The organism is Streptomyces sp. NPDC002623, from assembly GCF_053592635.1.
Map to the genome: position 1 here is coordinate 1 of NZ_JBSFWB010000048.1, position 23,821 is coordinate 23,821.

Here is a 23,821-nt window from a genome sequence, read left to right on the forward strand (position 1 = left end):
GAGCTGCAGACACTCCTCGCGGTCTGGACCGGCGCCTGCCCGACCTGCCACCGCACCACGCCAGACCCCATATCAACCTGACCAGGCACTACTAGGGAGACGCCACTGAGCGTTTCGATGCCCGAACCGCTCATCTCGATACGTGTGCGTCTCACGTACCCTTCCTTCATGGACGTGGTGAGCGACGCGATCTCCTCGGTGCGCACCGGGCGGCCCCACTCCAGCCGGCTGAGCGTGAGCGGCGGTTGGTGCACCCGGATCGCCTCCTACGAGGGCGCCGGGTTCCATGTCGTGCTGGCGGGGAGCTGCTGGCTGCTGCCGGACGGCGGCGGCGCGGGGGTGCCGCTGGCCGCGGGGGACGTCGTCCTGCTGCCGCACGGCGCGGGGCATGTGCTGGCCGACGGGCCGGTGGACGCGAGGACGGCGGCGCGAGCGACACCGTTCGAAGAGGTCGAAGGGGTCGATGAGGTCGAACGGGCCGGCCGGCGGCATCTCGTGGGCGACGTACAGGACACACGGGACGTCGAGCTGCTCTGCGGCAAGTACCGCCTGGACCGCAGCCGCACGCACCCCCTGCTGGCGGAGCTTCCCGAGGTGGTGCAGCTGGCGAACCACGCCGACCGGCCGCCCGAACTCCGGGCCGCGGTGGACCTGTTGGCCCGCGAGCTCGACGGTCGCCGACCCGGTTCCTCGCTCGCCCTGCCGAGCCTGCTCGACCTGCTGCTCGTCTACATGGTCCGGGCGTGGCTGGCACACGCCGCGACGGGCGTCTGGCCCGCCGTCCTGGGCGACCCGGTGGCCGCGGCGGCACTGCGCGCGCTGCACGCCGACCCGGCCGCCGCCTGGACCAACGACAGCCTGGCGGCCCGGGCGGGCGTCTCCCGGGCGGCGCTCGCGCGCCGCTTCACCGCGCTGGTCGGCCGCCCGCCGATGGCGTACCTGCGGTGGTGGCGGCTGACCCTCGCCGCGGCCCGGCTCCGCGGCAGCGACGCACCGCTGGCCACGGTGGCCCGGGAGACCGGGTACGGCAGCCCGTACGCCCTCTCCCACGCCTTCAGCAGGGAGTTCGGAACGACACCGGGGCGATACCGCTCCGCCGACACCACCACAGGGACCACGGCAGGCACCACCGCAGGTGCCCCAACGGTGACCACCGCAGGGACCGTCGGCTAGAGCTTGTCGATCTTCAGGTTGGCGATCGCCGCGCTCGCCACCTCACGGCCGCGCGCCGTGAAGTCGCCCTTGCCCGGGTAGCCGATCACGAGCTTGTACATGTCGCCGCCGGTGGACTTGTAGTAGAGGATCCTCAGCTCGCGCGGGGCCGGCGCCTGGGTGTCGTCGGTCGTGTAGACGACCGTGTTCCCGGCGGCCTTCCTGCCGTGGAAGGTCGCGTTGTCGTCCGTCCGGGTCCTCGGATTCTTCGGCATGTCGAGCTCGTAGCTGCCGGACTCCTTGAAGTCCCCGTTGTCGGCGTACATCTCGGCGGCCGCGGAGTCCTTGATGTCGCGGCGGGTGTCCGTCGCCTTGCGGTCCACCAGCAGGACGACCGAGATCGCGCCGCTCGGGTCGGTGTAGCTCACCCAGTGTTCGTCGGCGGCGGCCTTCTCGGGCTCGCGGCGCACATAGCTGTCCGGCACCGCCAGCGTCGCGGTGACGTCCTGCTCGTGCTTCGTCTTCCAGCCGTCCGGCAGCGGCCCCGCGAACGGATCGGCGACCACCAGATACGCCGCTGCCGCCACAGCGACGACGACGGCGCCGAGCCCGATCCACGCCGTGCGGCCGAACCGGCGCCGGGCGGGCGGGACTTCGCCCTGCGCCGGCGCCGACACCGCCTGCGTGGGCCGGGGCGTGGGCGGGTTCGCGGCGGCCTCCAGCAGAGCCCGCACCTGTCCGGCGGCCGGACGGCGCGCCGGGTCCTTCTCCAGCAGCCCGTTGACGGCCTCGGCGAGCGGGCCCTGCGCGGCGGCGGGCGGCGCGGGCACCGCGTTGAGGACGGACTGCAGGGTGGCCGGCGTGTTGCTGCGCCGGAACGGCGACACGCCCTCGGTCGCCGCGTACAGCACCACGCCCAGCGACCACAGGTCGGAGGCCGGGCCCGGACGCTGGCCCAGCACCCGCTCGGGGGCGATGTACTCGGGCGAGCCGACGAAGCCGCCGGTGTCGGTCAGGTTCGTCTCACCCTCTATCTGGGCGATGCCGAAGTCGGTGAGGACGACCCGCTCGTGCCGGCCGAGCAGCACGTTGTCCGGCTTGACGTCCCGGTGCAGGATGCCCGCCGCGTGCGCGGCCTCCAGCGCGCCCAGCAGCTCCAGGCCGATCCGGGCGGCCTCGCGCGCGCTGAGCGTGCCCTCCTGGAGGACATCGCCGAGCGAGCGTCCGTGGACCAGCTCCATCACGATCCACGGCCGGCCGTCGACCACCGCGACGTCGTGCACATTGACCACGGCCGGGTGGTCGAGCCGGGCCGCGGCCCGCGCCTCGCGACGCATCCGCTCGAACGCGTTGGCTCGTTCGCGCTCGGGAAGATGGTCCGGCACACGGGGTTCCTTGACGGCTACCTCGCGGTCCACCGTCTCGTCCTTGGCGCGCCACACCGTGCCCATGCCGCCGTGCCCGAGCTTGGCCAGCAGCTGGTAGCGGCCCGCGATCAGCCGGCCGATGCCGGGTTCCTGCGGTTCCTGCGGCTGCTCCCGGGACTGCGGGGGCACCGCCACGGACGGACCGGCCGGGCGTGGGTTCGGCGGTTGCAGAACAAAACTCGTCGTCTCGTCGGCCCCCTGGCCGACTCCCCCGTCATGATTCATGGGTCCATCCATATCGCGCCAGGCAGGCCGGTATCCACTGGCTGTGGAGAGTTGCGACTACCCGGTTACGAACGTGTCGACGGCGACGTCGAAGTACTCCCGCGCCTCCGCCGCCTGACCGACCGGCGCCGACACCCACACGTCGTACAGCCGCCCGCCCTCCTCCCAGCACAGGTCGTAGGTGTGCCGGGGGCCCTCCGCCGCGCTGAAGCCGTTCCAGGTGAACTGCCAGAGGGCCGCGGGGCGACCGCCGTGGGTGGTCTCGGTGACCCGGCCGTCGTGGTATCCCGGGTTGGTGTCCGGGCCCTTGGCCGCCGCCCGCCGCATCACGCCCAGCGGGCCGTCCGACGGCGGGTCGGACACCTTGATGCCGAGCCGGAAGACCTGCCCCGGGGACATGTAGAAGACCCGCTCGCCCTGCGGCACGCGCGTGAAGCCGTCCGGCACGGCGAGCGCGAACCCGGCCGGGTCGTCGGCCACCCGGTAGCCGGAGGGGACGGACGGCGTACGGGTCGCCGTCAGGGACGGGCTGGGGGACGGGCTGGGGGACGAGGTGGGCGTCGCCGTAGGGGACAGGGCGGAGCTCCCCGTAGGGCTCGGGCTCGTCGTCCCGCCCGTCGAGGACCCCGACGCCGAACCGGCCGTCGGCGGCGCCGAGCTCGCGGGCGTACGCCCGCCGTCGCCGTCACCGTCCCCGTTCAGCAGCAGCGCCGCCGCCGACACGCCCGCCCCCGCCATCGCGGCGACCAGCAGCGCGGCCACCAGCACGCCCCGCGTGGAGCGTTCCCGGGCCGGTGGCTCCGGGCGGGGCCGGGGCAGATCGGCCTGGGTCGGGGTGTAGCCGGACGACACCGGCGCCGGCGTACGCCCGGTGTCCAGGAAGGCGCGCAGCAGCCGCTCCGCCTCCGCCACGCCCAGCCGCCGGTCCGGGTCGCGCTCCAACAGCCCCCGTACGACGGGCAGCAGCGGCGCGGCCTGCGGGGGCGTACGGATCTCGGCGAAGACGACGGCGTGCAGGATGCCGCCCAACGAGTCGCGCCGGAAAGGGGATTCGCCGCTCAGCGCCGTGCACAGCAGCGCGCCGAGCGACCACAGGTCGGACTCCGCGCCGGTCCGCGCCCCGGACATCCGCTCCGGCGCGGTGTACTCGGGCGAGCCGACGAACGAACCGGTCTCGGTGAGCGTGGTGGCGCCCGCGACCTGCGCGATCCCGAAGTCGGTGAGGACGACCCGGTCGCTGTCCCGCTCCAGCAGGACGTTCGCGGGCTTGATGTCCCGGTGCAGGACCCCGGCCGTGTGCGCGGCGCGCAGCGCGCCGAGCAGCGCGATGCCGATCCGGGCCGCCTCCGCCGGATCGATCGGGCCCTGCGCGGCGATCCGGTCGGCGAGCGAGCCGCCGTCGATCAACTCCATGACGATGTACGGGCGTTCGCCGTCCTCGACGACGTCGTGCACGACGATGATGTGCGGGTGGCTCAGCTGCGCGACCGCACGGGCCTCGCGCAGTGTCCGGTCGCGGCGGCCCCGCGCCTCCTCGGCGGAGAGCGTGTCGTCCTGGGTCAGCTCCTTGACGGCGACACGCCGTCCCAACAGCTGGTCCGTGGCCCGCCACACGACCCCCATGCCCCCGCGCCCGAGCCTCGCCTCCAGCCGGTAACGGCCCGCGATGACCCGTACGTCGTTCCCGCCCCCCTGGGTCCCCATGGGGCCATCATGCCCCACCGGACGGCGCGCCTCCGGGGCTCCGTCCGGCCAACTGCGGGACGCCGCCGCGCGGTCGCCGGAAGCCGGGTCCGAAGCCGGGTCCGAAGCCGGTCCGAAGCCGGTCCGAAGCCGGTCCGAAGCTACGAGGTCGGTTCCCGCCAGCTCTGCAGTACCGACTTGAACTGCTCGGCCGTCGTGGCCCAGTCGTCGGCGGGCGAGGACATGTAGATCGCGTACTCGGCGCCGTCCCGGGCGACGTACGTCTCCTCGATGGCGCGGCGCGGCCCGGGGAACTTCGTGTCCTTCGCCAGCGCGGTCCACGTGTACTCCCACTCGGAGCCGTCGCGGTCGCGGTAGACGTTCTTCTCCAGGGTGACCCGGTCGTAGTCGACCAGCCGCTGGACCTGCTGTTCGAGGTCGATCTGATGGGCGTACGGGTCGCTGAAGTCGGGGGACTTGTCGAGCGCGATGCGGATGAAGTGCTCGCCGCCGTCGGGTGTGTAGTCGATCTGCTGGAGGTCGCCGTCGTCCTGGAACACCTCCCGCTCCCAGCCCTTGGGCAGGGAGAGCCCGAAGCCCAGCGGGTCGTCGACCTTCTGCCAGGAGTCGGCGTCGGAGCCCTGCTGGACGGGGGTGCCGGTCGACGACGGGCTAGGCGAGGCGGACGCCGACGCGGACCCGCCGGACTCCTGCCGCCGGTCCTGGTCCCACTTCTGCAGCGACACCGCCGCGACCCCGCCGACCAGCGCGGCGAGGACGACCACGAGCGCGAGCGTGCGCCTGCGACGACGCCCCCGGGGCGGCCGGCCGACCGGGCCCGCCTCCGGGCCGATGTGCGTCGGTCCCACGGCCGTCGCGTGGGTCATGGGGTGCCCGGGGTGCCCCGGCACGGGCGTGGACGCCTCCGGCGCCGACGGCACGTACGCGGTACCGGCCGTGGAATGGCCTGTGGGATGGCCTGTGGCGTGGGACATGGAATGGCCCATGGAGTGCCCCATGGCGTGGTGACCGCCGGTGGCCCGGTCCGGCCCCCCGAACTGCGTCGGCACATACGCCTGGGCCCCGCTGGGGCGCCGTCCCTCGGCCGCCTCGGCGAGGAGCTGCTCGGCCTCCGCGGTGCCGGGCCGGGTGGCCGGGTCCTTGCGCAGGAGGGCCGTGATGACGGGGCCGAGCGGCCCTGCGTACTGCGGGTCGGCGGCCTCCTCCTCGACGACGGCCTGCAGCGTGGTCAGCGGCGAGGTGCGCCGGAACGGCGACCGTCCCTCCACCGCCGTGTACAGCGTCGCGCCCAGCGCCCACAGGTCGGAGGACGGACCGGGGTCCTGGCCGCGCACCCGCTCGGGGGCCAGATAGTCGACGGAGCCGACGACCTCGCCGGTCCGGGTGATCGTGCTGTCGCCCTCGATCTGGGCGATGCCGAAGTCGGTGAGGAGGACACGGCCGTCATCGGAGAGGAGCACATTGCCCGGCTTGACGTCACGGTGCAGCACGCCGGCGGAGTGCGCGGCGCGCAGCGCACGCAGCACCCACAGACCGACCCGGGCGGCCTCGGCGGGCTCGACCCGCCCGTCCTCCTTGACCGCGTCGGCCAGCGAACGGCCCTCGACCAGCTCCATCACGATCCACGGCCGGCCGTCGTGTTCCAGTACGTCATGGACGGTGACGACGGCGGAGTGGTTGATCCGCGCGGCCGCGCGAGCCTCGGCGCGGGTGCGCGCGAGCAGGATCGCCTGGTCGCCCTCTGCGACGTAGAGCGCGGCGGTCAGCTCTTTGATCGCGACGGCCCGGTGCAACAGCTCGTCGTGGGCGCGCCACACCCGGCCCATGCCGCCGCTGCCGATGGCGTCGACAAGCCGGTAGCGGCCCGCGAGGAGCAGGCCCTGCATCTGATTCACGTTGCCCCGCAATGGTCTTGACAAGCTCAGCGTAAAGACCGGACCGCGTCCGGGGAACCACGGGGGTGCCAAGGAGACAGCACTGTGACGGTTGTCGCTTCCCGGGCCGCACGGGAACCGGAGCGCGCACAGGGAGTTCCGGGGTGACGCTCAACCCGTGTACTGGTAGGTAGCCGACGCCTGGTCGTACAGCCGCGTCACTTCGTCCCGTTCGGCTTCCGGCCCTCTGACCTGCACGATGTGGTACCGCCCGGCGATGAGGATCGCGAGGTTGCGCACGTACAGCGCCCGTCCGTCGGCGTCGGTCCAGGTGAACTGCCCCTCGGCCATGGTCCGGGCGCCCACCGTCGTCGTGCGCAGCCCGGAGGCCGTCGCCCAGCTGGAGTCGCGGTACGGCTGGAGTTCGCTCTCCTTCTCCCGCTGGTAGACCATCGGGTCGCTGCCGTTCGCGGACGCGCTGTCCCGCCCCGCCACGACGATCAACTCGAAGTCCCCGTGCGAGTAGACGACCTGACCGCGCCCGTTCTTCGGCGTGCGGTCCCAGCCGTTGGCCACGGCGATCCGGAAGCCGGCGTCGTCCGTGCGGAGGGTGAATCCGTCGGCGACCTCCACGCCCGAGCCGCCCGTCTGCGTCTGGGTGGCCTCCGCTCCCGACTGCGAGGAGGGCGAGGCGGAGGAGCCCGTGCCCGGCGAGGTCTGGTCGGGCCGCGGCTCGCTGCTCGCCGTGGGCGGCTGGCCGGCCGACGTGCCGGTGGCGCCGGTCCGCTGGGAGCCGTCCGTGCCGGCCTCCCCGTCCTCGCCGGCCTTGGGCAGGAACAGCACGGCGTAGGCGACCGCCGCGGCCATCAGCAGCAGTATCAGCACCAGCAGCGTGCGGCCCAGGCTGCGGGGCGAACCGCCCGTCTCCTGCCGGGACCTCTTGTGCCGGCCGTGCGTCGCGGGCAGCCCGGCCCGCCGTCTGCGCACCAGTTCGCCCTTGCGGCGGACGATCGGCAGCCGACGCGGATCGGTCGGCGGCGCGGCGACGACGTAGGCGCCCGCCTCCGGCTCCGGCGCCGAGCGGACCAGCGAGCGCAGCCAGCCCCGCAGTTCCTCGAAGTCGAGACGCTCGGTGGGGTCCTGGCGCAGCAGCGACTCCACGACCGGCCTGAGCGGTCCGCACTCCTCGGCGAAGGCGGGCGGCTCGGCGCACACCATCTGCACCAGCTCGGCCGTCGACTCCTCCGGGTACGGCGCATGCCCCTGGACGGCGCGGAAGAGCAGCGCGCCGAGCGCCCAGAGGTCGGTCGCGGGACCGATCGGCGCGGCCAACTGCCAGTTCTCGTGCACCGGCCCGGCCTGCTCGGGCGCCCACCGCTCGGTGACCGGCCCGACGACGGCCATCCGCGCCTGTCGTGCCCGCTCGGCGGCAAGCGCGCTGGCGGGCCCGCGCCGGACGACCGCCTCGGGTGCCTCGGTCGGCCCGGCCGCCGGTTCGCCCCCGGGGACGGGCGCGGGCGGGCCCTGGACGCGGTAAGGGGCGACGCCGTAAGGGTCGGCGATCTGGCCAGGAGGGTTGCCGCCCATGGTGCCGGGGCCGCCTTCGGCCGGGGTACGGGCTCCGGGCAGGGCCGCGCGCCCGTTCTGCTGGGCCTCCTGGGCCTCCTGCACCCGGGCCGCGGCCCGCGCTCCGGCGCGGTAGGCGGCGATCGCCCCGGCCCGCGCGGCGCGAATGTCTCCGCCGGTCTCCATGGGCGCCGTTCTACGGGCCACCGCTCCCGACGCTCCGCCCGCGCCTCCGCCGGACGGCTCACCCGCCGCCACCGGAAACGCACCCGACCCCCGCGCCTCTATGGCGGCCCGCCGCGCGGCCTCGGGATCTCCCGCCACGGCGGCCGGACCGGCAGCCGGCCCGACCGGACCACGCGAGCCGCCCTGAACACCCGGGCCGGTCGGGCCGACCGGGCTTCCCTGGCCACCCTGGCCACCCTGCCGAACCGGGGCCGCGGCCGGCCCGGGCCCGCCGTTCCCCCGGCTCCGCTCACTCTCCGCCGCGCCCTGTGCCGCGTCCGCGGGCGGCACCGGGTCGTACCCGCACAGCGCCTCTTCCGCCGCGCCGACCGCGAGGCCGGTCAGCATGACCCGCCCGTCGTCGCAGACGAGGACCGTGCGGGCGGTGATGTTCCGGTGCACCCAGCCATGCGCGTGCAGCACCCGCAGCGCCATCAGCACGTCGGCGGCGACCTCGGCGGCCCGGTACGGCGTCAGCGGCTTCTCGGCGAGCAGGGCCGCGAGCGGCCGCGCGGCGACCAGTTCACTCACTATCCACAGCGAACCGCCCTCGGCGAACACGTCGAAGACCTGGTCGAGCCGCGGATGGTCGGGAATGCTCGCCGTGGCCTGCGCCGCCTCCATCGCACGCCGTACGACGGGATCGGCGGGCCGGCGCGTCCCCGCGCCCGCGCCCATGTCTCGTGGCCCCGGCGGCCGCGCCCCGCGCTCACGCGCCGTGAACCCCGCAGGGAGCCCCTCCGCGTCGAGCACCTCGGCCTCGACGACCTCCGGCAACGGCACCTGGCGGACCAGGACTTCCTGCCCGCTGTAGGTGTCGAAGGCCCGGCTCTCGGTGAGTTCGTACTCGTCGGAGGGCGGCAGCGGCAGGCGGTAGCGGTCGACGAGTACCCGACCCGCATAGTCGTCCACGTTGCCTCCCCCGGCCGCTCGGTCGGTCAATTCCGTTCGTCTTGCGTGCCGTTACAGCCGTATCCGGCCGGATAGCTGGATGCGTACGGTCCGCAGCCACTCACGATACGTGCCGGAGGCAACCCGCAAAGAGGGGATGCCAGATCTCACCCCCAGATCTCACGCCCCGAACACGGCCGGGCGACGGCCGAGTTGGCCGCTGCCACGCCGACTGCCCCCTCGCCGGCTGCTGGTTCCCCGACTGCTGCTCTTCTGCTGCTTCTTCTTCTTCTGCTGCTGCTGCTACTTCTTCGACTGCTACTTCTTCGGTGTGAAGGTTTCCGTCAGCGTCGTCCAGGTGGTCGTACGCAGCTCGGTGTCCCACGCGGCGGACTTCGCCGTGTACATCAGCGCGTACCCGAGACTGTCGTTCACGACGAACCCGCGGTCGATGGTGCGGTACGCCGTCCCGCCGTCCGTGTAGGTGAACTCCCAGTCGGCCGTGTTCCAGCCCCGGTAGTTCACCTTCGCTATTCGGATCTTCGCGTACTGCGAGCGCTCCATGGAGCGCTCCTGGTTCTTCCAGTCGGCGACCGGGTCGTCCTTGGGCGTGGTCGTCCAGGCGACGAGCAGCTTCTGCCCGTCGGGGCCGGTGAAACGGTCTCCCGCGGAGTCCGAGGACTGGTACTTCCAGCCCATGGGCAGCCCGATCGAGTAGCCCTGCCCGCCCCGATACGTCGTCGCCGCTTTGGTCGCCGCGGTGGCGGTGGCACCGGACCCGGCGCCCCCGGCCGCGGCGGTGTTGCTCGGCGAGGAACCGGACCCGGTGGACTGCGACTGCGACCCGTCCGTACGGGTCCCGCCAGCCTCGTCCTCCTTGGTGGAGGCACTCGCGCTCGCGCTCGCACCTCCGCCGGCCACCGGTCGGGAGGCGCCGCCGCTCGGCGAGCCGCTCGCGCTGTCGTCGCCACCGCCGAGCGTGAGGGCCAGCACGGTACCGAGCACCGCGAGCACCACCACGACCGCGATGATCACCAGCGTCCGCTTGGGCACCACGTCGGTCAGCGGCGCCCTGGGCACGTGCCGCGGCGGCAGGTCCGGCGGTGTCATCACCGGCCAGCCCGAACTCCGGCCACCGGCACCGGCAGCATCGGCACCCGAACCGGAGCCGGACCCGGAACGGGCCGCCGGGACGGACGCGGACGACGACGCCGAACCGCTCACCGAAGCCGAAGCCGACGCCGAAGTCGAAGTCGCCGTGGCCTTGGCCTTGGCCGTGGAGGAAGTAGCCGACACAGCAGGCGCGGCAGCCGCTGACGGGGCGACGGACGGCGCGGCGGCGGAAGCGGAAGCGGTGGCCCCGGCGCCCCGAGCCGCACCGCCCTTCTGCGCCTCGTCCTTACGCGCCTCGTCCTTCCGCGCGGCACCCGCGCTCACCGAACCGGAAGCACCCGTCCCGTTCGCCGACTTGGCGCGGGACGCGGCCGCCGAGGTGGCTGCCCCGGCCGCGACAGCGGCCTTGCGCACCGACCGGAACGCGCCGCGCAGCTTCTCGCCCGCCTCCGCGCCCGCCGAACTCCCCCTGCCCTCGGGACCGTCCGGCTGCGGCGGCAGCGGCACCAGCTTCGTCGCGTCCGCCGGCTCGGCGTGCCGTGGTTCGGGCGCGTGCAGCACCGCGTCGAGCATCGCCCGCGCACCGGCGTCGTCGAGCCGCCGCGCGGGGTCCTTGGTGAGCAGGCCGTAGATGACGTCCTTCAGCGGACCCGCGTTCTTCGGCTCCTCCAACTGCTCGGTCATCACCGCCGTGAGCGTGGCGATCGCCGAGCCCTTGTCGTAGGGCGGCGAGCCCTCGACCGACGCGTAGAGCAGACCGCCGAGCGACCAGAGGTCGGCCGCCGGCCCGGGCTTGTGACCGCGGGCCCGCTCCGGGGAGATGTAGGAGGGCGCGCCGACGAGCATGCCGGTGGAGGTGATGGACGGGTCGCCCTCGACCTGGGCGATGCCGAAGTCGGTGAGCACGACCCGGCCGTCCTCGGCGATCAGCACGTTCGACGGCTTCACGTCACGGTGCAGGATGCCCTCTCGGTGCGCCGACCGCAGCACGTCGAGGATCGCCAGCCCGACCTCCGCCGCACGCTTCGGCTCCAGCACGCCGTCCTCACGGATGACTTCGGCGAGCGACTTGCCCTCGACGAGTTCCATGACGATCCACGGCCGGTCGTCCTCCTCGACCACGTCGAAGACCGTCACCGCGCTGTTGTTGCGGATCCGCGCGATGGCCTTGGCCTCGCGCAGCGTCCGTGTGATCAGCCGACGCTTCTCGTCCTCGTCGATGTTCCCCGGGAACCGCAGCTCCTTGACGGCGACCGTGCGCCCGAGGGTCTCGTCCTCCGCGCGCCACACCGTCCCCATGCCGCCGCGGCCGAGTACGTCTCCCAGCCGGTACCGCCCGGCGAGGAGACGTGCGCTCTTGTCCTGACGGGATGCTCCCGCCCGCTCCGCCTCCGACATGCGTCCCCTCATGCAACCCGCCCTGACAGAGCCTCCATTGTCCCTCACCCGACAAGTGCCCGACGCCCAGGGTGCCTCTCATCGCATTCGGACCGCATCCCAGGAGTGGAGCATTCCGGCCAGAAGGTGCAGCACGCTCCGGCCAGAGTGCGCGCGGGAGCGCTCCACGGCCTGCCCGCCGCCGAGTTCTGCCCTCGCAATCCGTACAACGCGCCGGTCCCGAACAGAGATCCCGATTAACGACACTCGTTCGAGTGAAGCCCCCCCGGCCATTCGCCCAGGCGCCTGCCGTCTGCTGCCTTCTGCCTGCTGCCTGCTGCCTACAGCGGCACGATGTCCGGCGCGCCCAGCCGGGCCGCGTCCGCCGTCAGGTCGTCGGGCTGGCGCTGCGACTCGCGCTCGGCCTCCACCCGCTTCTCGTAGTGCTCGACCTCGCGCTCGATGTGGTCCTTGTCCCAGCCGAGGACCGGCGCCATCAGCTCGGCGGCCTCACGGGCGCTGCGCGTGCCGCGGTCGAAGGTCTCGATGGAGATGCGCGTGCGGCGCGTCAGCACGTCGTCCAGATGCCGGGCCCCCTCGTGCGAGGCGGCGTAGACGATCTCGGCGCGCAGATAGTCGTCGGCGGCGTGCAGCGGCTCGCCCAGTGACGGGTCCGCGGCGATCAGGTCCAGCACCTCCTCCGCCATCGCCCCGAAGCGGTTCAGCAGATGCTCCACCCGCACCACGTGCAGGCCGGTCCGCGCGGCGATCCGCGCCCGCGCGTTCCACAGTGCCCGATAGCCCTCCGCACCCAACAACGGCACGTCCTCCGTGACGCATTCGGCGACCCGCTGGTCGAGCCCGCGCACCGCCTCGTCGACCGCGTCCTTGGCCATCACCCGGTACGTCGTGTACTTGCCGCCCGCCACGACGACCAGTCCCGGCGCCGGATGCGCGACGGTGTGCTCGCGCGAGAGCTTGCTGGTGGCCTCGGACTCACCGGCCAGCAGCGGCCGCAGCCCCGCGTACACACCCTCGACGTCGTCCCTGCTCAGCGGCACCGCGAGCACCGAGTTCACCCGCTCCAGGAGGTAGTCGATGTCGGCGCTGGACGCGGCCGGGTGGGCCTTGTCGAGGTCCCAGTCGGTGTCGGTCGTGCCGATGATCCAGTGCCGGCCCCAGGGGATGACGAACAGCACGGACTTCTCGGTGCGCAGGATGAGCCCGCTGGAGGAGCTGATCCGGTCCCTCGGCACGACGAGGTGGATGCCCTTGGAGGCGCGGACGTGGAACTGCCCCCGCTCCCCCACCATCGCCTGGGTGTCGTCGGTCCACACGCCGGTCGCGTTGACGATCTGCCGGGCGCGGATCTCGTACTCCCCGCCCCCTTCGACGTCCTGCACGCGCGCGCCCACGACGCGTTCGCCCTCGCGCAGGAACCCCGTCACCCGCGCGCGGTTGGCCGCCTTCGCCCCGTAGGACACGGCGGTGCGCACCAACGTGGCGACGAAGCGCGCGTCGTCCATCTGCGCGTCGTAGTACTGCAACGCACCGACCAGCGCGTCCTTCTTCAAGGCGGGGGCGATGCGCAGGGCGTGACGGCGGCTCAGGTGGCGGTGTGTCGGCAGGCCGCGGCCGTGCCCGCGGGCCATGGACATCGCGTCGTAGAGCGCGACGCCCATCCCGGCGTACAGCCGCTCCCAGACCTTGTGCTCGAACGGATAGAGGATGGGCACCGGCTTCACGAGATGCGGAGCGAGCCGTTCGAGCAGCAGTCCGCGCTCCTTCAGCGCTTCGCGCACCAGGGCGAAGTCGAGCATCTCCAGGTAGCGCAGGCCGCCGTGGATCAGCTTGCTGGACCTGCTGGACGTGCCCGAGGCCCAGTCACGCGCCTCGACCAGACCGGTGGACAGGCCGCGTGTCACGGCGTCCAGGGCGATGCCCGCGCCGACCACGCCGCTTCCCACCACCAGCACGTCCAGCTCGCGCTCGGCCATGGCCGCCAGTGACTCGGCCCGCTGCGCCGGTCCCAGTGTCGCTGTCCTCACGGTGCCTCCCGCTGTCGGTCGCCCCTGCCCAGATTCTGACCGCGTTGCCCGACTTCAGCCACCACTCGCCCCCAGCCTGTGGACAACTCTCACGGAACCGGAACCGACCTGCCGGGAAACCGGCCGCTCAACACAGCCGCCCAACACAGTCGATCAATCCCGCATAACGGTCATATTTACTCCTAGTCTGACATTGCGCTCGTCCATCCTGTCCACCGGACTTGCGCACCTGTCCCACCTCGGTTACTGGGAAGGACGGCTCACGCCATGCCCGCAGATCTCGCCGTCATCGGACTCGGCCCGCTCGGCCTGCCCCTGGCCCAGGCCGCCGTGGCCGCCGGCATCGCCACCGTCGGCTACCGCACCGGCCCCGAGGCCGGCTCCCTCAGCCCCGCCGAACTGCGCCGGATGCTCTCGGGGGGCTTCCGGCCCGCCACCAACCCCGCCGAGCTGGGCCGGGTGCGCACCGCCGTCATCTGCGCCCCGACCCCGCGCGACGCGGACGGCGGACTCGACCTGAGCCAGCTGGAGGCGGCCGCCCGCACCCTCGCGGGGCATCTGCGCCCGCACACCACCGTCATCCTGGAGTCGCCGGTGTGCCCCGGGGCGACCGAGGAGTTCCTGCTACCGCTTCTGGAGGAGACGTCCGGCCTCCGCGCGGGCCGCGACTTCCACCTCGCCTACTCCCCCAGCCGCGTCGACCCCGGCAGCCGCGCCTTCACCCCGGCCAACACACCGAAGGTCATCGGGGGGCTCACCCCCGCCTGCACCGAGTCCGCCGCGGCGTTCTACAGCCGGCTCACCGACAAGGTGGTACGCGCGCGTGGCCTGCGGGAAGCCGAGACCGTGCAGCTCCTGGAGACCAACTTCCGGCACGTGAACATCGCGCTCGTCAACGAGATGGCCGTCTTCTGCCACGACCTGGGCGTCGACCTCTGGGACGTCGTCCGCTGCGCGGAGACCAAGCCGTTCGGCTTCGAGGCCTTCCGCCCCGGCCCCGGCGTCGGCGGCCACTCCGTCCCCCTCGACCGCACCGGCCGGCCCGGCAGCCCGCTGCGCATGGTCGAACTGGCCCAGCAGGTCAACAACCGCATGCCCCGCTACGTCGTCCAGCGCGCCGCCGCCCTCCTCAACGAGCACGGCAAGTCGGCGCGGGGCGCGCGCGTGCTCCTCCTCGGCGTCACCTACAAGCCCGACCTCGCCGACCAGACCGGCACGCCCGCGCGCGAGATCGCGATCCGCCTGATGGAGCTGGGCGCCGCCGTCAGCTACCACGACCCGCACGTGCCGTCCTGGAGCGTCCTGGACCGCCCGGTCCCCCGCGCCGACTCCCTCTACGAGGCCGCCGCCGACGCCGACCTCACGATCCTGCTCCAGCAGCACCGCACCTACGACCTCCAGGGCCTGTCGGTGAAGGCCCAGCTACTGCTGGACACTCGGGGAGCGACCCCTACAGGGGCGGCGCACCGGTTGTGAACCGGGGCGCACAGGCCCGCCACGGGCTCCGAAGGCTGGTGGCGCACGACCCGGCGCGCCGGTAACGTACGAAACAGGTGGGGCCTACCGCAGCAGGCACTGCGGCAGGCTCCTGATGGTTCACGGAGTGTCCGCCCCTAGTGTGTTTGGGGGCGGCCGCTCACCATCCGAAAAGGGTGGAGCCCACCGCAGCGGTCACTGCGGCAGGCTCCTGATGGTTCACGGAGTGTCCGCCCCTACTGTGTTTGGGGGCGGCCGCTCACCATCCGAAAAGACGCAAGATCCACCTCCTCCGGCACTTCACCATCCGAAGACGGAGTCGGTCCCAGCGGGTGGGCTTGCGGTGGCGACCCATGGGCGCCCCCTTCCACGACGCCGCCCATAGGCCCGGTAGACGGCTCGTTCAGGAACTCGGGCCGGGCCCCGACGGCCGGGGTCCGGAACGATGTCCTTGGAAGGGGGCACCCCACACAACTGGGGCGCCGAACCCGGACGCTACCGCCCGCGACCCCCCTGACCAGCCCGGATTCGCCTCGAAGGCAACCGTGCGCCCCCGTCCCGCACCACGCGCCCCCGTGTCCCCGTGTCCCCGGGCGCGTCCGGGCATGCGAAAGGGGCCGGTCGTCTCACGCGAGTGAGTCGACCGGCCCCTGCCGTCGTTCTACGCGGCCGCTAGCGCCGGTGGACCGAGTCCGCGACCGTCACCTCGACGCGCTGGAACTCCTTGAGCTCGCTGTAGCCGGTGGTGGCCATCGCGCGGCGCAGGGCGCCGAAGAGGTTCATCGAGCCGTCGGGCGTGTGCGAGGGGCCCGTGAGGACCTCCTCGATGGTGCCGACCGTGCCGAGGTCGACCTTCTTGCCGCGCGGCAGCTCCTCGTTGACGGCCTCCATGCCCCAGTGGTGGCCGCGGCCCGGCGCGTCGGTCGCGCGCGCGAGCGGGGAACCCATCATCACCGAGTCGGCACCGCAGGCGATCGCCTTGGCCAGGTCGCCGGACCAGCCGACGCCGCCGTCCGCGATGACGTGCACATACCGGCCGCCGGACTCGTCCATGTAGTCGCGGCGGGCCGCCGCCACGTCCGCGACCGCCGTGGCCATCGGGACCTGGATGCCCAGCACGTTGCGCGTGGTGTGCGCCGCGCCGCCGCCGAAGCCGACCAGGACGCCCGCCGCGCCGGTGCGCATCAGGTGCAGGGCCGCGGTGTACGTGGCACAGCCGCCGACGATCACCGGGACGTCGAGCTCGTAGATGAACTGCTTCAGGTTCAGCGGCTCGTGCGAGCCGGAGACGTGCTCCGCCGAGACCGTGGTGCCGCGGATGACGAAGATGTCCACGCCCGCGTCGACGACGGCCTTGGAGAACTGGGCGGTGCGCTGCGGGGAGAGCGCGGCCGCGGTGACCACGCCCGAGTCGCGCACCTCCTTGATGCGCTGCCCGATCAGCTCCTCCTTGATGGGGGCCGCGTAGATCTCCTGGAGGCGGCGGGTCGCGGTGTCCGCGTCCAGTTCGACGATCTCGTCGAGCAGCGGCTGCGGGTCCTCGTGCCGGGTCCACAGGCCCTCGAGGTTGAGGACGCCGAGGCCGCCGAGCTCGCCGATGCGGATCGCGGTGGCCGGGGAGACGACCGAGTCCATGGGGGCGGCCAGGAACGGCAGCTCGAACCGGTAGGCGTCGATCTGCCAGGCGATCGAGACCTCCTTCGGGTCCCGCGTACGGCGGCTGGGGACGACGGCGATGTCGTCGAATGCGTACGCCCGGCGGCCGCGCTTGCCGCGCCCGATCTCGATCTCAGTCACGTGTGTGGCCTTTCCCTGATGCGTTGCAGCGTCTTCCAGTATCGCCGACGGGTACGACAAGGGCGGCCCCGGAGTCTCCGGGGCCGCCCTTGGAATGCCTCACGCGCGTGTGCGGGTCGCTTTCTACCGCGAGACCGCTGCGCCCGCCGCGACCGCTGCCGTCACTTGTTGCTGTAGTTCGGCGCCTCGACCGTCATCTGGATGTCGTGCGGGTGGCTCTCCTTGAGGCCCGCGGAGGTGATCCGCACGAAGCGGCCCTTGGTCTCCATCTCCTCGATGGTGGCCGCGCCCACATAGCCCATCGTCTGGCGCAGACCGCCGACGAGCTGGTGCAGCACGTTGCCCAGCGGGCCGCGGTAGGGCACCTGGCCCTCGATGCCCTCGGGGACGAGCTTGTCGTCGGCCGCGACCTCCGCCTGGAAGTAGCGGTCCTTGGAGTACGACTTGCCCTGGCCGCGGGACTGCATGGCACCGAGCGAGCCCATGCCCCGGTAGGACTTGAACTGCTTGCCGTTGATGAACTGCAGCTCGCCCGGGGACTCCTCACAGCCCGCGAGGAGGCTGCCCAGCATCACCGTGTCGGCGCCGGCGGCGAGCGCCTTGCCGATGTCGCCGGAGTACTGCAGGCCGCCGTCGCCGATCAGCGGGATGCCCGCCGGACGGGCCGCGAGGGACGCCTCGTAGATGGCCGTGACCTGCGGGACGCCGATGCCGGCGACCACGCGGGTGGTGCAGATCGAGCCGGGTCCGACGCCGACCTTGATGCCGTCGACACCGGCGTCGATCAGGGCCTGGGCACCGTCGCGGGTGGCGACGTTGCCGCCGATCACGTCGACGCGCACGCTCGACTTGATCTTCGACATCCAGCTGAGGGCGTTGCTGTTGTGACCGTGCGAGGTGTCGACGACCAGGAAGTCCACACCGGCCTCGGCGAGGGCCTGGGCGCGCTCCAGCGCCTCCGGGCTCGCGCCGACCGCGGCGCCGACGAGCAGCCGGCCCTCGGCGTCCTTGGCGGCGTGGGGGTACTTCTCGGCCTTGACGAAGTCCTTGACGGTGATGAGGCCCTGGAGGACGCCCGCCGCGTCGACCAGCGGAAGCTTCTCGATCTTGTGGCGGCGCAGCAGTTCCATGGCGTCCGTGCCGGAGATGCCGACCTTGCCCGTGACCAGCGGCATCGGGGTCATGACCTCGCGCACCTGACGGCCGCGGTCGGACTCGAAGGCCATGTCACGGTTGGTGACGATGCCGAGCAGCTTGCCGGCCGGGTCGGTGACCGGCACACCGCTGATGCGGAACTTGGCGCACAGGGCGTCGGCCTCGGCCAGCGTGGCGTCCGGGTGCACGGTGATCGGGTCGGTGACCATGCCGGACTCGGAGCGCTTCACGAGGTCGACCTGGTTGACCTGGTCCTCGATGGAGAGGTTGCGGTGCAGCACGCCGACGCCGCCCTGGCGGGCCATCGCGATCGCCATGCGGGACTCGGTCACCTTGTCCATCGCCGCGGACAGCAGCGGGATGTTGACCCGGACGTTGCGCGAGATGCGGGACGAGGTGTCGACCGCGTTGGGGAGCACCTCGGATGCCCCCGGCAGCAGCAGCACGTCGTCGTAGGTCAGCCCGAGGGTCGCGAATTTTCCGGGCACTCCGTCGACGTTGGCAGTCATGACACCTTCCCCAAATGGCCTTGATCGGTGCGGATGTCCATGCTAACGGGAAGCGCACCTCCCGAATTCCACGGTCGAGCGTGACTCCGGGCTTCGTATGTTCGTACGGAAACGGGGCGAACCCTGTTCAGCGAAGGGGTCGCCTACTGCTCGGCGAGCGCTCGCAGTCTGCTCAGCGCCCGGTGCTGGGCCACCCGGACCGCTCCGGGTGACATTCCCAACATCTGGCCGGTCTCCTCGGCGGTGAGGCCCACCGCGATGCGCAGCAGCAGCAGTTCCCGCTGGTTCTCGGGCAGGTTGGCCATGAGTTTCTTCGCCCATTCGGCATCGCTGCTGAGGAGGGCGCGCTCCTCGGGGCCGAGGGAGTCGTCCGGGCGTTCGGGCATCTCGTCGGAGGGGACCGCCGTCGAGCCCGGGTGGCGCATCGCGGCGCGCTGGAGGTCCGCGACCTTGTGGGCGGCGATGGCGAAGACGAAGGCCTCGAAGGGCCTGCCGGTGTCCCGGTAGCGGGGCAGCGCGAGCAGGACCGCTACGCAGACCTCCTGGGCGAGGTCCTCGACGAAGTGGCGTGCGTCGCCGGGCAGCCGGGAGAGCCGGGTGCGGCAGTAGCGCAGCGCCAGCGGGTGGACATGGGCCAGCAGGTCATGGGTGGCCTGTTCGTCGCCGTCCACTGCGCGATGGACGAGTGCCCCGATCGTCCCCCCGGCAGTGACCGCCTCGTCATCGCGCATCGGTCCATGGTGCACTGCGGCCGGACCGGCCGCGGCACCGTGCCCGTCGTTGTGCACCGAAGCGTTATGAGCAGGTGCGCCGGAACTCATCCCCTGCGCCCTCCCCTTCCGCTCGACCGACTCGTCCCCGAGGAACTCCACACCTCAAGGATGCGGCATCGGCGGCGAAACGAGCAGCGGGCACCCGCCGAGACCGTGCCCCGCACCCGCTCGCGGCGCGGTGGAAGGGGGCCTCGCCGGACCGCCGCACCACGTCTGAGCAGGGAAGTTCGCGCATGAGCCCGCTCCCTCACTGAATGACCGATGTCACCCCGAAGCCGGCCCGATCCGCCGGACGGCCCAGGACGGTCCTGCTTCGGACCGGTCCGGGACCACGGGGCCGGGCGGGCGAGATCGATCCCCGAAGGGACGATCCCTGATGGGACGATCCCCGGTGGGACGATCCCTAACGGACCAGCCCCCACCGGAAGCCGAGCGCCACGGCGTGTGCGCGGTCCGAGGCGCCGAGCTTCTTGAACAGCCTGCGGGCGTGCGTCTTGACGGTGTCCTCGGAGAGGAACAGCTCGCGGCCGATCTCCGCGTTGGAGCGGCCGTGGCTCATGCCTTCGAGCACCTGGATCTCACGCGCGGTGAGCGTGGGCGCCGCGCCCATCTCGGCCGAGCGCAGCCGGCGCGGGGCGAGCCGCCAGGTCGGGTCGGCGAGAGCCTGGGTGACGGTCGCGCGCAGTTCCGCGCGCGAGGCGTCCTTGTGCAGGTAGCCGCGGGCGCCGGCGGCGACCGCGAGGGCGACGCCGTCGAGGTCCTCGGCGACGGTCAGCATGATGATGCGCGCCCCGGGGTCGGCGGACAGCAGCCGCCGTACGGTCTCGACGCCGCCCAGTCCGGGCATGCGTACGTCCATCAGAATCAGGTCCGAGCGGTCGGCACCCCAGCGGCGGAGGACTTCCTCGCCGTTGGCCGCCGTCGTCACGCGCTCGACGCCGGGCACGGTCGCGACCGCGCGGCGGAGCGCCTCTCGGGCAAGCGGGGAGTCGTCGCAGACGAGGACGGATGTCATGGCCGCCCTCCGCAGCTGATGCGCGTCACCTTGTGCCTCCAGGCTGGTACGAATCGTCACCTGTGCGGTCGACCGTCTCGGACGCCTGCCCGAGCGTTTGTGTTTTCAACCGCCACCGCACTACCAACGACGGTCACTCGAAAGAGTTACGGGGCTGCGTGCATTCTTCGGCACTCTACGTGAGGGCGCGGACACAGTGGAGACAGCCACACGGACCCTCAAGCTTTCATCACAACCCATGCCCCGTTCAGCCCTATTTCTTCCCTTTTACTGGTGTCTGAGGCTAGATTCGCAATGAGTCATATTTTCATCTCCTTAGATCGTAGTTGTACGGTCGTGGGCACCGTATCCGCTCAGAACGGCTACAAGGGGTCACACAATGGCAGATTTCTCCCGCCTTCCCGGACCGAACGCGGACCTGTGGGACTGGCAGCTCCTGGCTGCCTGCCGCGGGGTGGACAGTTCGCTCTTCTTCCATCCGGAGGGTGAGCGCGGGGCGGCTCGGAGCGCTCGAGAGAACTCGGCCAAGGAGGTCTGCATGAGGTGCCCGGTCCGCGCACAGTGCGCGGCGCACGCGCTGGCGGTGCGCGAGCCGTACGGCGTGTGGGGCGGGTTGACCGAGGACGAGCGCGAAGAGCTCATGGGGCGGGCGCGCAACCGCCTGGTGTCGGCGTCGTCGGGCGCGAGAGACACCGCTTCGAACACATGAAGGAACGTTTCTCCTGAACGGGGAGCACACCGACGGAGAGCACACAGACGGAGGGCACGCGCGCGTGCCCTCCGTCTTTCACTGCCGCCTCACCGCTGGCGTCTCACTGCTGGCGTCTCACTGCCTGACGTCTCCACTCCGCGCCGCCGCCCGCCCCAGCTGCTCCAGCGTGGCCGTCACCGCCGGAACCTGGGCCAGGTCCGGGAGGGTGAGCGCGACGATCTCCCGCCGCACCGCCGGTTCCAGCGTGAGCACACGAGCGCCACGCGGGCGTACGGACTCGATCGCGAGCTGAGGCAGGACGGCGACCCCGAGACCGGCGCCCACCAGGCCGACCACCGCGGGATAGTCGTCGGTCGCGAAGTCGATGCGCGGGGTGAAGCCCGCGCGCTCGCACACCTGGACCAGTTGGCCGCGGCAGCGCGGACAGCCGGCGATCCACGGCTCGGCGGCGAGATCGCCGATGGCGACGGACTCCCCGCGCGCGAGGGGGTGCCGTTCGGGCACGAGGGCGACCAGCCGGTCCTTCAGCAGCGGCCGTACGACCAGGTCGTCCCACTCGCCGTCGGCGGCGGACCCGGTGTCGCCGGCGTCGCTGCCGCCGCCCGGCGCGCGTTCGTAGCGGAAGGCGAGGGCGATGTCGCAGTCGCCCTCGCGCAGCAGCTCGACCGACTGCGGCGGCTCGGCCTCCTCCAGGGAGACGCGGGTGCCGGGGTGGGCGGCGCGCAGGGCGGCGAGGGCGGTGGGGACGAGCGTGGAGCTGCCGCTGGGGAAGGAGACCAGGCGGACCCGGCCGGCCCGCAGTCCCGCGATCGCGGCGACCTCCTCCTCGGCGGCGGTCAGCCCGGAGAGGATCCCGGCCGCATGCCGGACGAGGGCCTCGCCCGCCTGGGTCAGCCGCATCTCGCGGCCGCTGCGGACCAGCAGGGGCGTGCCCACGGAGGCCTCCAGGGCCTTCATCTGCTGGCTGACGGCCGGCTGCGTGCAGCCCAGTTCGCGCCCGGCCGCCGAGAAGGAGCCGGTGGCGGCCACGGCACGCAGGACGCGGAGATGACGGGCCTCGATCATCCATCGATCATAAGTGAACCTTGGGTCGCGGAGCGAATATTGCGTCGACACTTTGATCTACGGTCGCCTACCGTGACCGTATGAGGCTTCTGTCAGTCAATCTGGGCCACCCGAAGGCCGTGCCGTACACCGACCAGCCGCAGGGGCTGACCGGGATCGACAAGCAGCCGGTCGACGGGCCCGTGCGGGTCTTCGCGCCCGGCCCGAAGGGGGTCGGCGCGAGCGGTCTGGCCGGGGACACGGTGTGCGACCTGCGCCATCACGGCGGCGACGACCAGGCGGTGTACGCCGTCGCGCGCGAGGACCTCGACGACTGGGGGCGCGAGCTGGGGCGCACGCTGGCCAATGGCGCGTTCGGCGAGAACCTCACCACCGAAGGGCTCGACGTCTCCGACGCCCGGATCGGCGAGCGCTGGCGGATCGGCGCCGAGGTGGTGCTGGAGGTGAGCACCGGGCGGATTCCGTGTCTCACCTTCCAAGGCCACATGGGTGAGAAGCGGTGGGTCAGGCGGTTCACGGAGAAGGCGGCGACGGGCGCGTATCTGCGGGTGGTCGTGCCGGGTGAGATCCGCGCGGGGGACGCGGTGGAGATCGTCCATGTGCCGGATCACGACGTGACGGCGCGGATGGCGTTCCGGGCCACCACCACGAACCGGGAACTGCTGCCCCGGCTGCTCGCGGCGGGCGAGGCGCTGCATCCGGAGGCGCTGGCGAGCGCCCGGAAGTACGTGGAGAAGTACGGGGGTTGAAACGACCTCACCGCAGGGGCCGCACGGGAGCGGTGCACACGCGGCCTTCACGTTCAGGAGGCCGCGTGCAGAGAACGGACGCGGACACTCCGGGTCACTAACCTTGCGGCATGACAACGGCTCTCATTACGGGTTCGACCGCGGGGATCGGCGCCGCGTTCGCGCGCAGACTGGCGGCGGACGGGCATGATCTCGTCCTCGTGGCACGGGACACCAAGCGGCTGCGCGAGCAGGCGACCGAGTTGCACGACCGGCACGGCATCGAGGCGGAGGTGCTGACGGCCGATCTGGCGACGGACGACGGCATCGAGAAGGTCGCGGCCCGGCTCGGCGACCGCAAGAACCCCGTCGACCTGCTGGTCAACAACGCCGGCTTCGGCAACAAGGGCCGCTATCTCGACGTCTCCATGGCCGATGAGCTGAAGATGCTCAAGGTGCACTGCGAGGCGGTGCTGCGGCTGACGTCCGCGGCGACGACGGTGATGCGGGAGCGCGGGCGCGGGGGCGTCGTCAACGTGGCCTCGGTGGCGGCCTTCGTGCCGCGCGGGACGTACGGGGCGTCCAAGGCGTGGGTCGTGCAGTTCACGCAGGGCGCCGCGAAGGACCTGGCCGGTACGGGCGTCCGGCTGATGGCGTTGTGCCCGGGGTTCGTGCGCACGGAGTTCCACGAGCGGGCCGGGATGGGCACGGACAACATCCCGGGCTGGATGTGGCTGGACGCGGACAAGCTGGTCGCGGCGGCCCTGCACGACCTCGCGCGCGGGAAGTCGCTGTCGATCCCCGACCCGCGCTACAAGGCGCTGATGGGGCTGGTGAAGGTCACGCCCCGCTCGCTGCTGGGCGGGATCAGCTCGAGGACGGGGCGGAAGTACGGGCCTCAGTGACAGTCCGCGGGCGGTGGTCGGGTGACGTCGGCGCTCCGGTGGGAAAATGGGTCTGAGGGAACCGGACCCAGGGGGGCCGGAGGC

The 23,821-nt window shown here is 72.3% G+C and carries 16 protein-coding genes; 5 read left to right on the forward strand and 11 right to left on the reverse strand.

All coding sequences use genetic code 11. The annotated features are described in order from the left end of the window. Window positions 1–168 precede the first annotated feature (168 nt). Window positions 169–1,173 (forward strand): AraC family transcriptional regulator, encoded by a 1,005-nt coding sequence (locus ACWD4O_RS43370; RefSeq protein WP_451288559.1) that lies wholly within the window; start codon window positions 169–171, stop codon window positions 1,171–1,173. Here the strand turns inward: ACWD4O_RS43370 and ACWD4O_RS43375 are convergent. The 6 genes from ACWD4O_RS43375 to ACWD4O_RS43400 form a co-directional block, all read right to left on the reverse strand. Next, complete coding sequence (locus ACWD4O_RS43375; RefSeq protein WP_451288560.1) at window positions 1,170–2,804, reverse strand: protein kinase domain-containing protein; 1,635 nt, start codon at window positions 2,802–2,804, stop codon at window positions 1,170–1,172. The two genes, ACWD4O_RS43370 and ACWD4O_RS43375, sit on opposite strands and share 4 nt — an antisense overlap. Window positions 2,805–2,861: 57 nt before the next feature. After that, entirely contained in the window at window positions 2,862–4,508 is a 1,647-nt protein-coding gene (locus tag ACWD4O_RS43380; protein WP_451288561.1) for a serine/threonine-protein kinase, read from the reverse strand. A 140-nt stretch (window positions 4,509–4,648) separates the two neighbouring features. After that, a complete protein-coding gene (locus ACWD4O_RS43385; RefSeq protein ID WP_451288562.1) occupies window positions 4,649–6,394 on the reverse strand; it encodes a serine/threonine-protein kinase in 1,746 nt (581 codons plus the stop codon). A gap of 159 nt (window positions 6,395–6,553) precedes the next feature. After that, window positions 6,554–9,085, reverse strand: coding sequence for a protein kinase (locus ACWD4O_RS43390; RefSeq protein ID WP_451288563.1), 2,532 nt, complete (start codon window positions 9,083–9,085; stop codon window positions 6,554–6,556). Between the two features lie 297 nt (window positions 9,086–9,382). Further along, window positions 9,383–11,575 (reverse strand): serine/threonine-protein kinase, encoded by a 2,193-nt coding sequence (locus ACWD4O_RS43395; RefSeq protein ID WP_451288590.1) that lies wholly within the window; start codon window positions 11,573–11,575, stop codon window positions 9,383–9,385. Window positions 11,576–11,895: 320 nt separating this feature from the next. Further along, window positions 11,896–13,602: a glycerol-3-phosphate dehydrogenase/oxidase gene (locus ACWD4O_RS43400; RefSeq protein ID WP_451288564.1), complete on the reverse strand. Its 1,707-nt coding sequence runs from the start codon at window positions 13,600–13,602 to the stop codon at window positions 11,896–11,898. 267 nt (window positions 13,603–13,869) lie between these two features. Between ACWD4O_RS43400 and ACWD4O_RS43405 the strand changes: the two genes are divergently transcribed. Then, window positions 13,870–15,078: a nucleotide sugar dehydrogenase gene (locus ACWD4O_RS43405; RefSeq protein WP_451288565.1), complete on the forward strand. Its 1,209-nt coding sequence runs from the start codon at window positions 13,870–13,872 to the stop codon at window positions 15,076–15,078. A 672-nt stretch (window positions 15,079–15,750) separates the two neighbouring features. On the opposite strand, the gene ACWD4O_RS43410 is transcribed toward ACWD4O_RS43405, so the two are convergent. The 4 genes from ACWD4O_RS43410 to ACWD4O_RS43425 all read right to left on the reverse strand — a co-directional run bounded on the left by ACWD4O_RS43410 (window position 15,751) and on the right by ACWD4O_RS43425 (window position 20,327). After that, window positions 15,751–16,875 carry a GuaB3 family IMP dehydrogenase-related protein gene (locus ACWD4O_RS43410; RefSeq protein WP_329220292.1) on the reverse strand — a complete coding sequence of 375 codons (1,125 nt, stop codon included), beginning with the start codon at window positions 16,873–16,875 and terminating at the stop codon, window positions 15,751–15,753. Window positions 16,876–17,036: 161 nt separating this feature from the next. Continuing rightward, the gene (gene guaB / locus ACWD4O_RS43415) at window positions 17,037–18,539 is read right to left on the reverse strand and encodes an IMP dehydrogenase (protein WP_450946175.1); all 1,503 of its coding nucleotides are present in this window, start codon (window positions 18,537–18,539) and stop codon (window positions 17,037–17,039) included. Between the two features lie 143 nt (window positions 18,540–18,682). Continuing rightward, window positions 18,683–19,270 (reverse strand): sigma-70 family RNA polymerase sigma factor, encoded by a 588-nt coding sequence (locus ACWD4O_RS43420; protein ID WP_451042938.1) that lies wholly within the window; start codon window positions 19,268–19,270, stop codon window positions 18,683–18,685. Between the two features lie 445 nt (window positions 19,271–19,715). Further along, window positions 19,716–20,327, reverse strand: a complete 612-nt coding sequence (locus ACWD4O_RS43425) for a response regulator transcription factor (protein WP_003948568.1) — start codon at window positions 20,325–20,327, stop codon at window positions 19,716–19,718. A 379-nt stretch (window positions 20,328–20,706) separates the two neighbouring features. On the opposite strand from ACWD4O_RS43425, the gene ACWD4O_RS43430 reads away from it, so the two are divergent. Continuing rightward, the gene (locus tag ACWD4O_RS43430) at window positions 20,707–21,036 is read left to right on the forward strand and encodes a WhiB family transcriptional regulator (protein ID WP_057584636.1); all 330 of its coding nucleotides are present in this window, start codon (window positions 20,707–20,709) and stop codon (window positions 21,034–21,036) included. Window positions 21,037–21,153: 117 nt separating this feature from the next. Here the strand turns inward: ACWD4O_RS43430 and ACWD4O_RS43435 are convergent, their stop codons facing one another. Next, window positions 21,154–22,104: a LysR family transcriptional regulator gene (locus ACWD4O_RS43435; protein ID WP_451288566.1), complete on the reverse strand. Its 951-nt coding sequence runs from the start codon at window positions 22,102–22,104 to the stop codon at window positions 21,154–21,156. Window positions 22,105–22,184: 80 nt separating this feature from the next. On the opposite strand from ACWD4O_RS43435, the gene ACWD4O_RS43440 reads away from it, so the two are divergent. Beyond that, the gene (locus ACWD4O_RS43440; protein WP_451288567.1) at window positions 22,185–22,853 is read left to right on the forward strand and encodes an MOSC domain-containing protein; all 669 of its coding nucleotides are present in this window, start codon (window positions 22,185–22,187) and stop codon (window positions 22,851–22,853) included. Window positions 22,854–22,963: 110 nt separating this feature from the next. Beyond that, the gene (locus ACWD4O_RS43445) at window positions 22,964–23,737 is read left to right on the forward strand and encodes an SDR family NAD(P)-dependent oxidoreductase (protein ID WP_450946172.1); all 774 of its coding nucleotides are present in this window, start codon (window positions 22,964–22,966) and stop codon (window positions 23,735–23,737) included. Window positions 23,738–23,821: the final 84 nt, after the last annotated feature.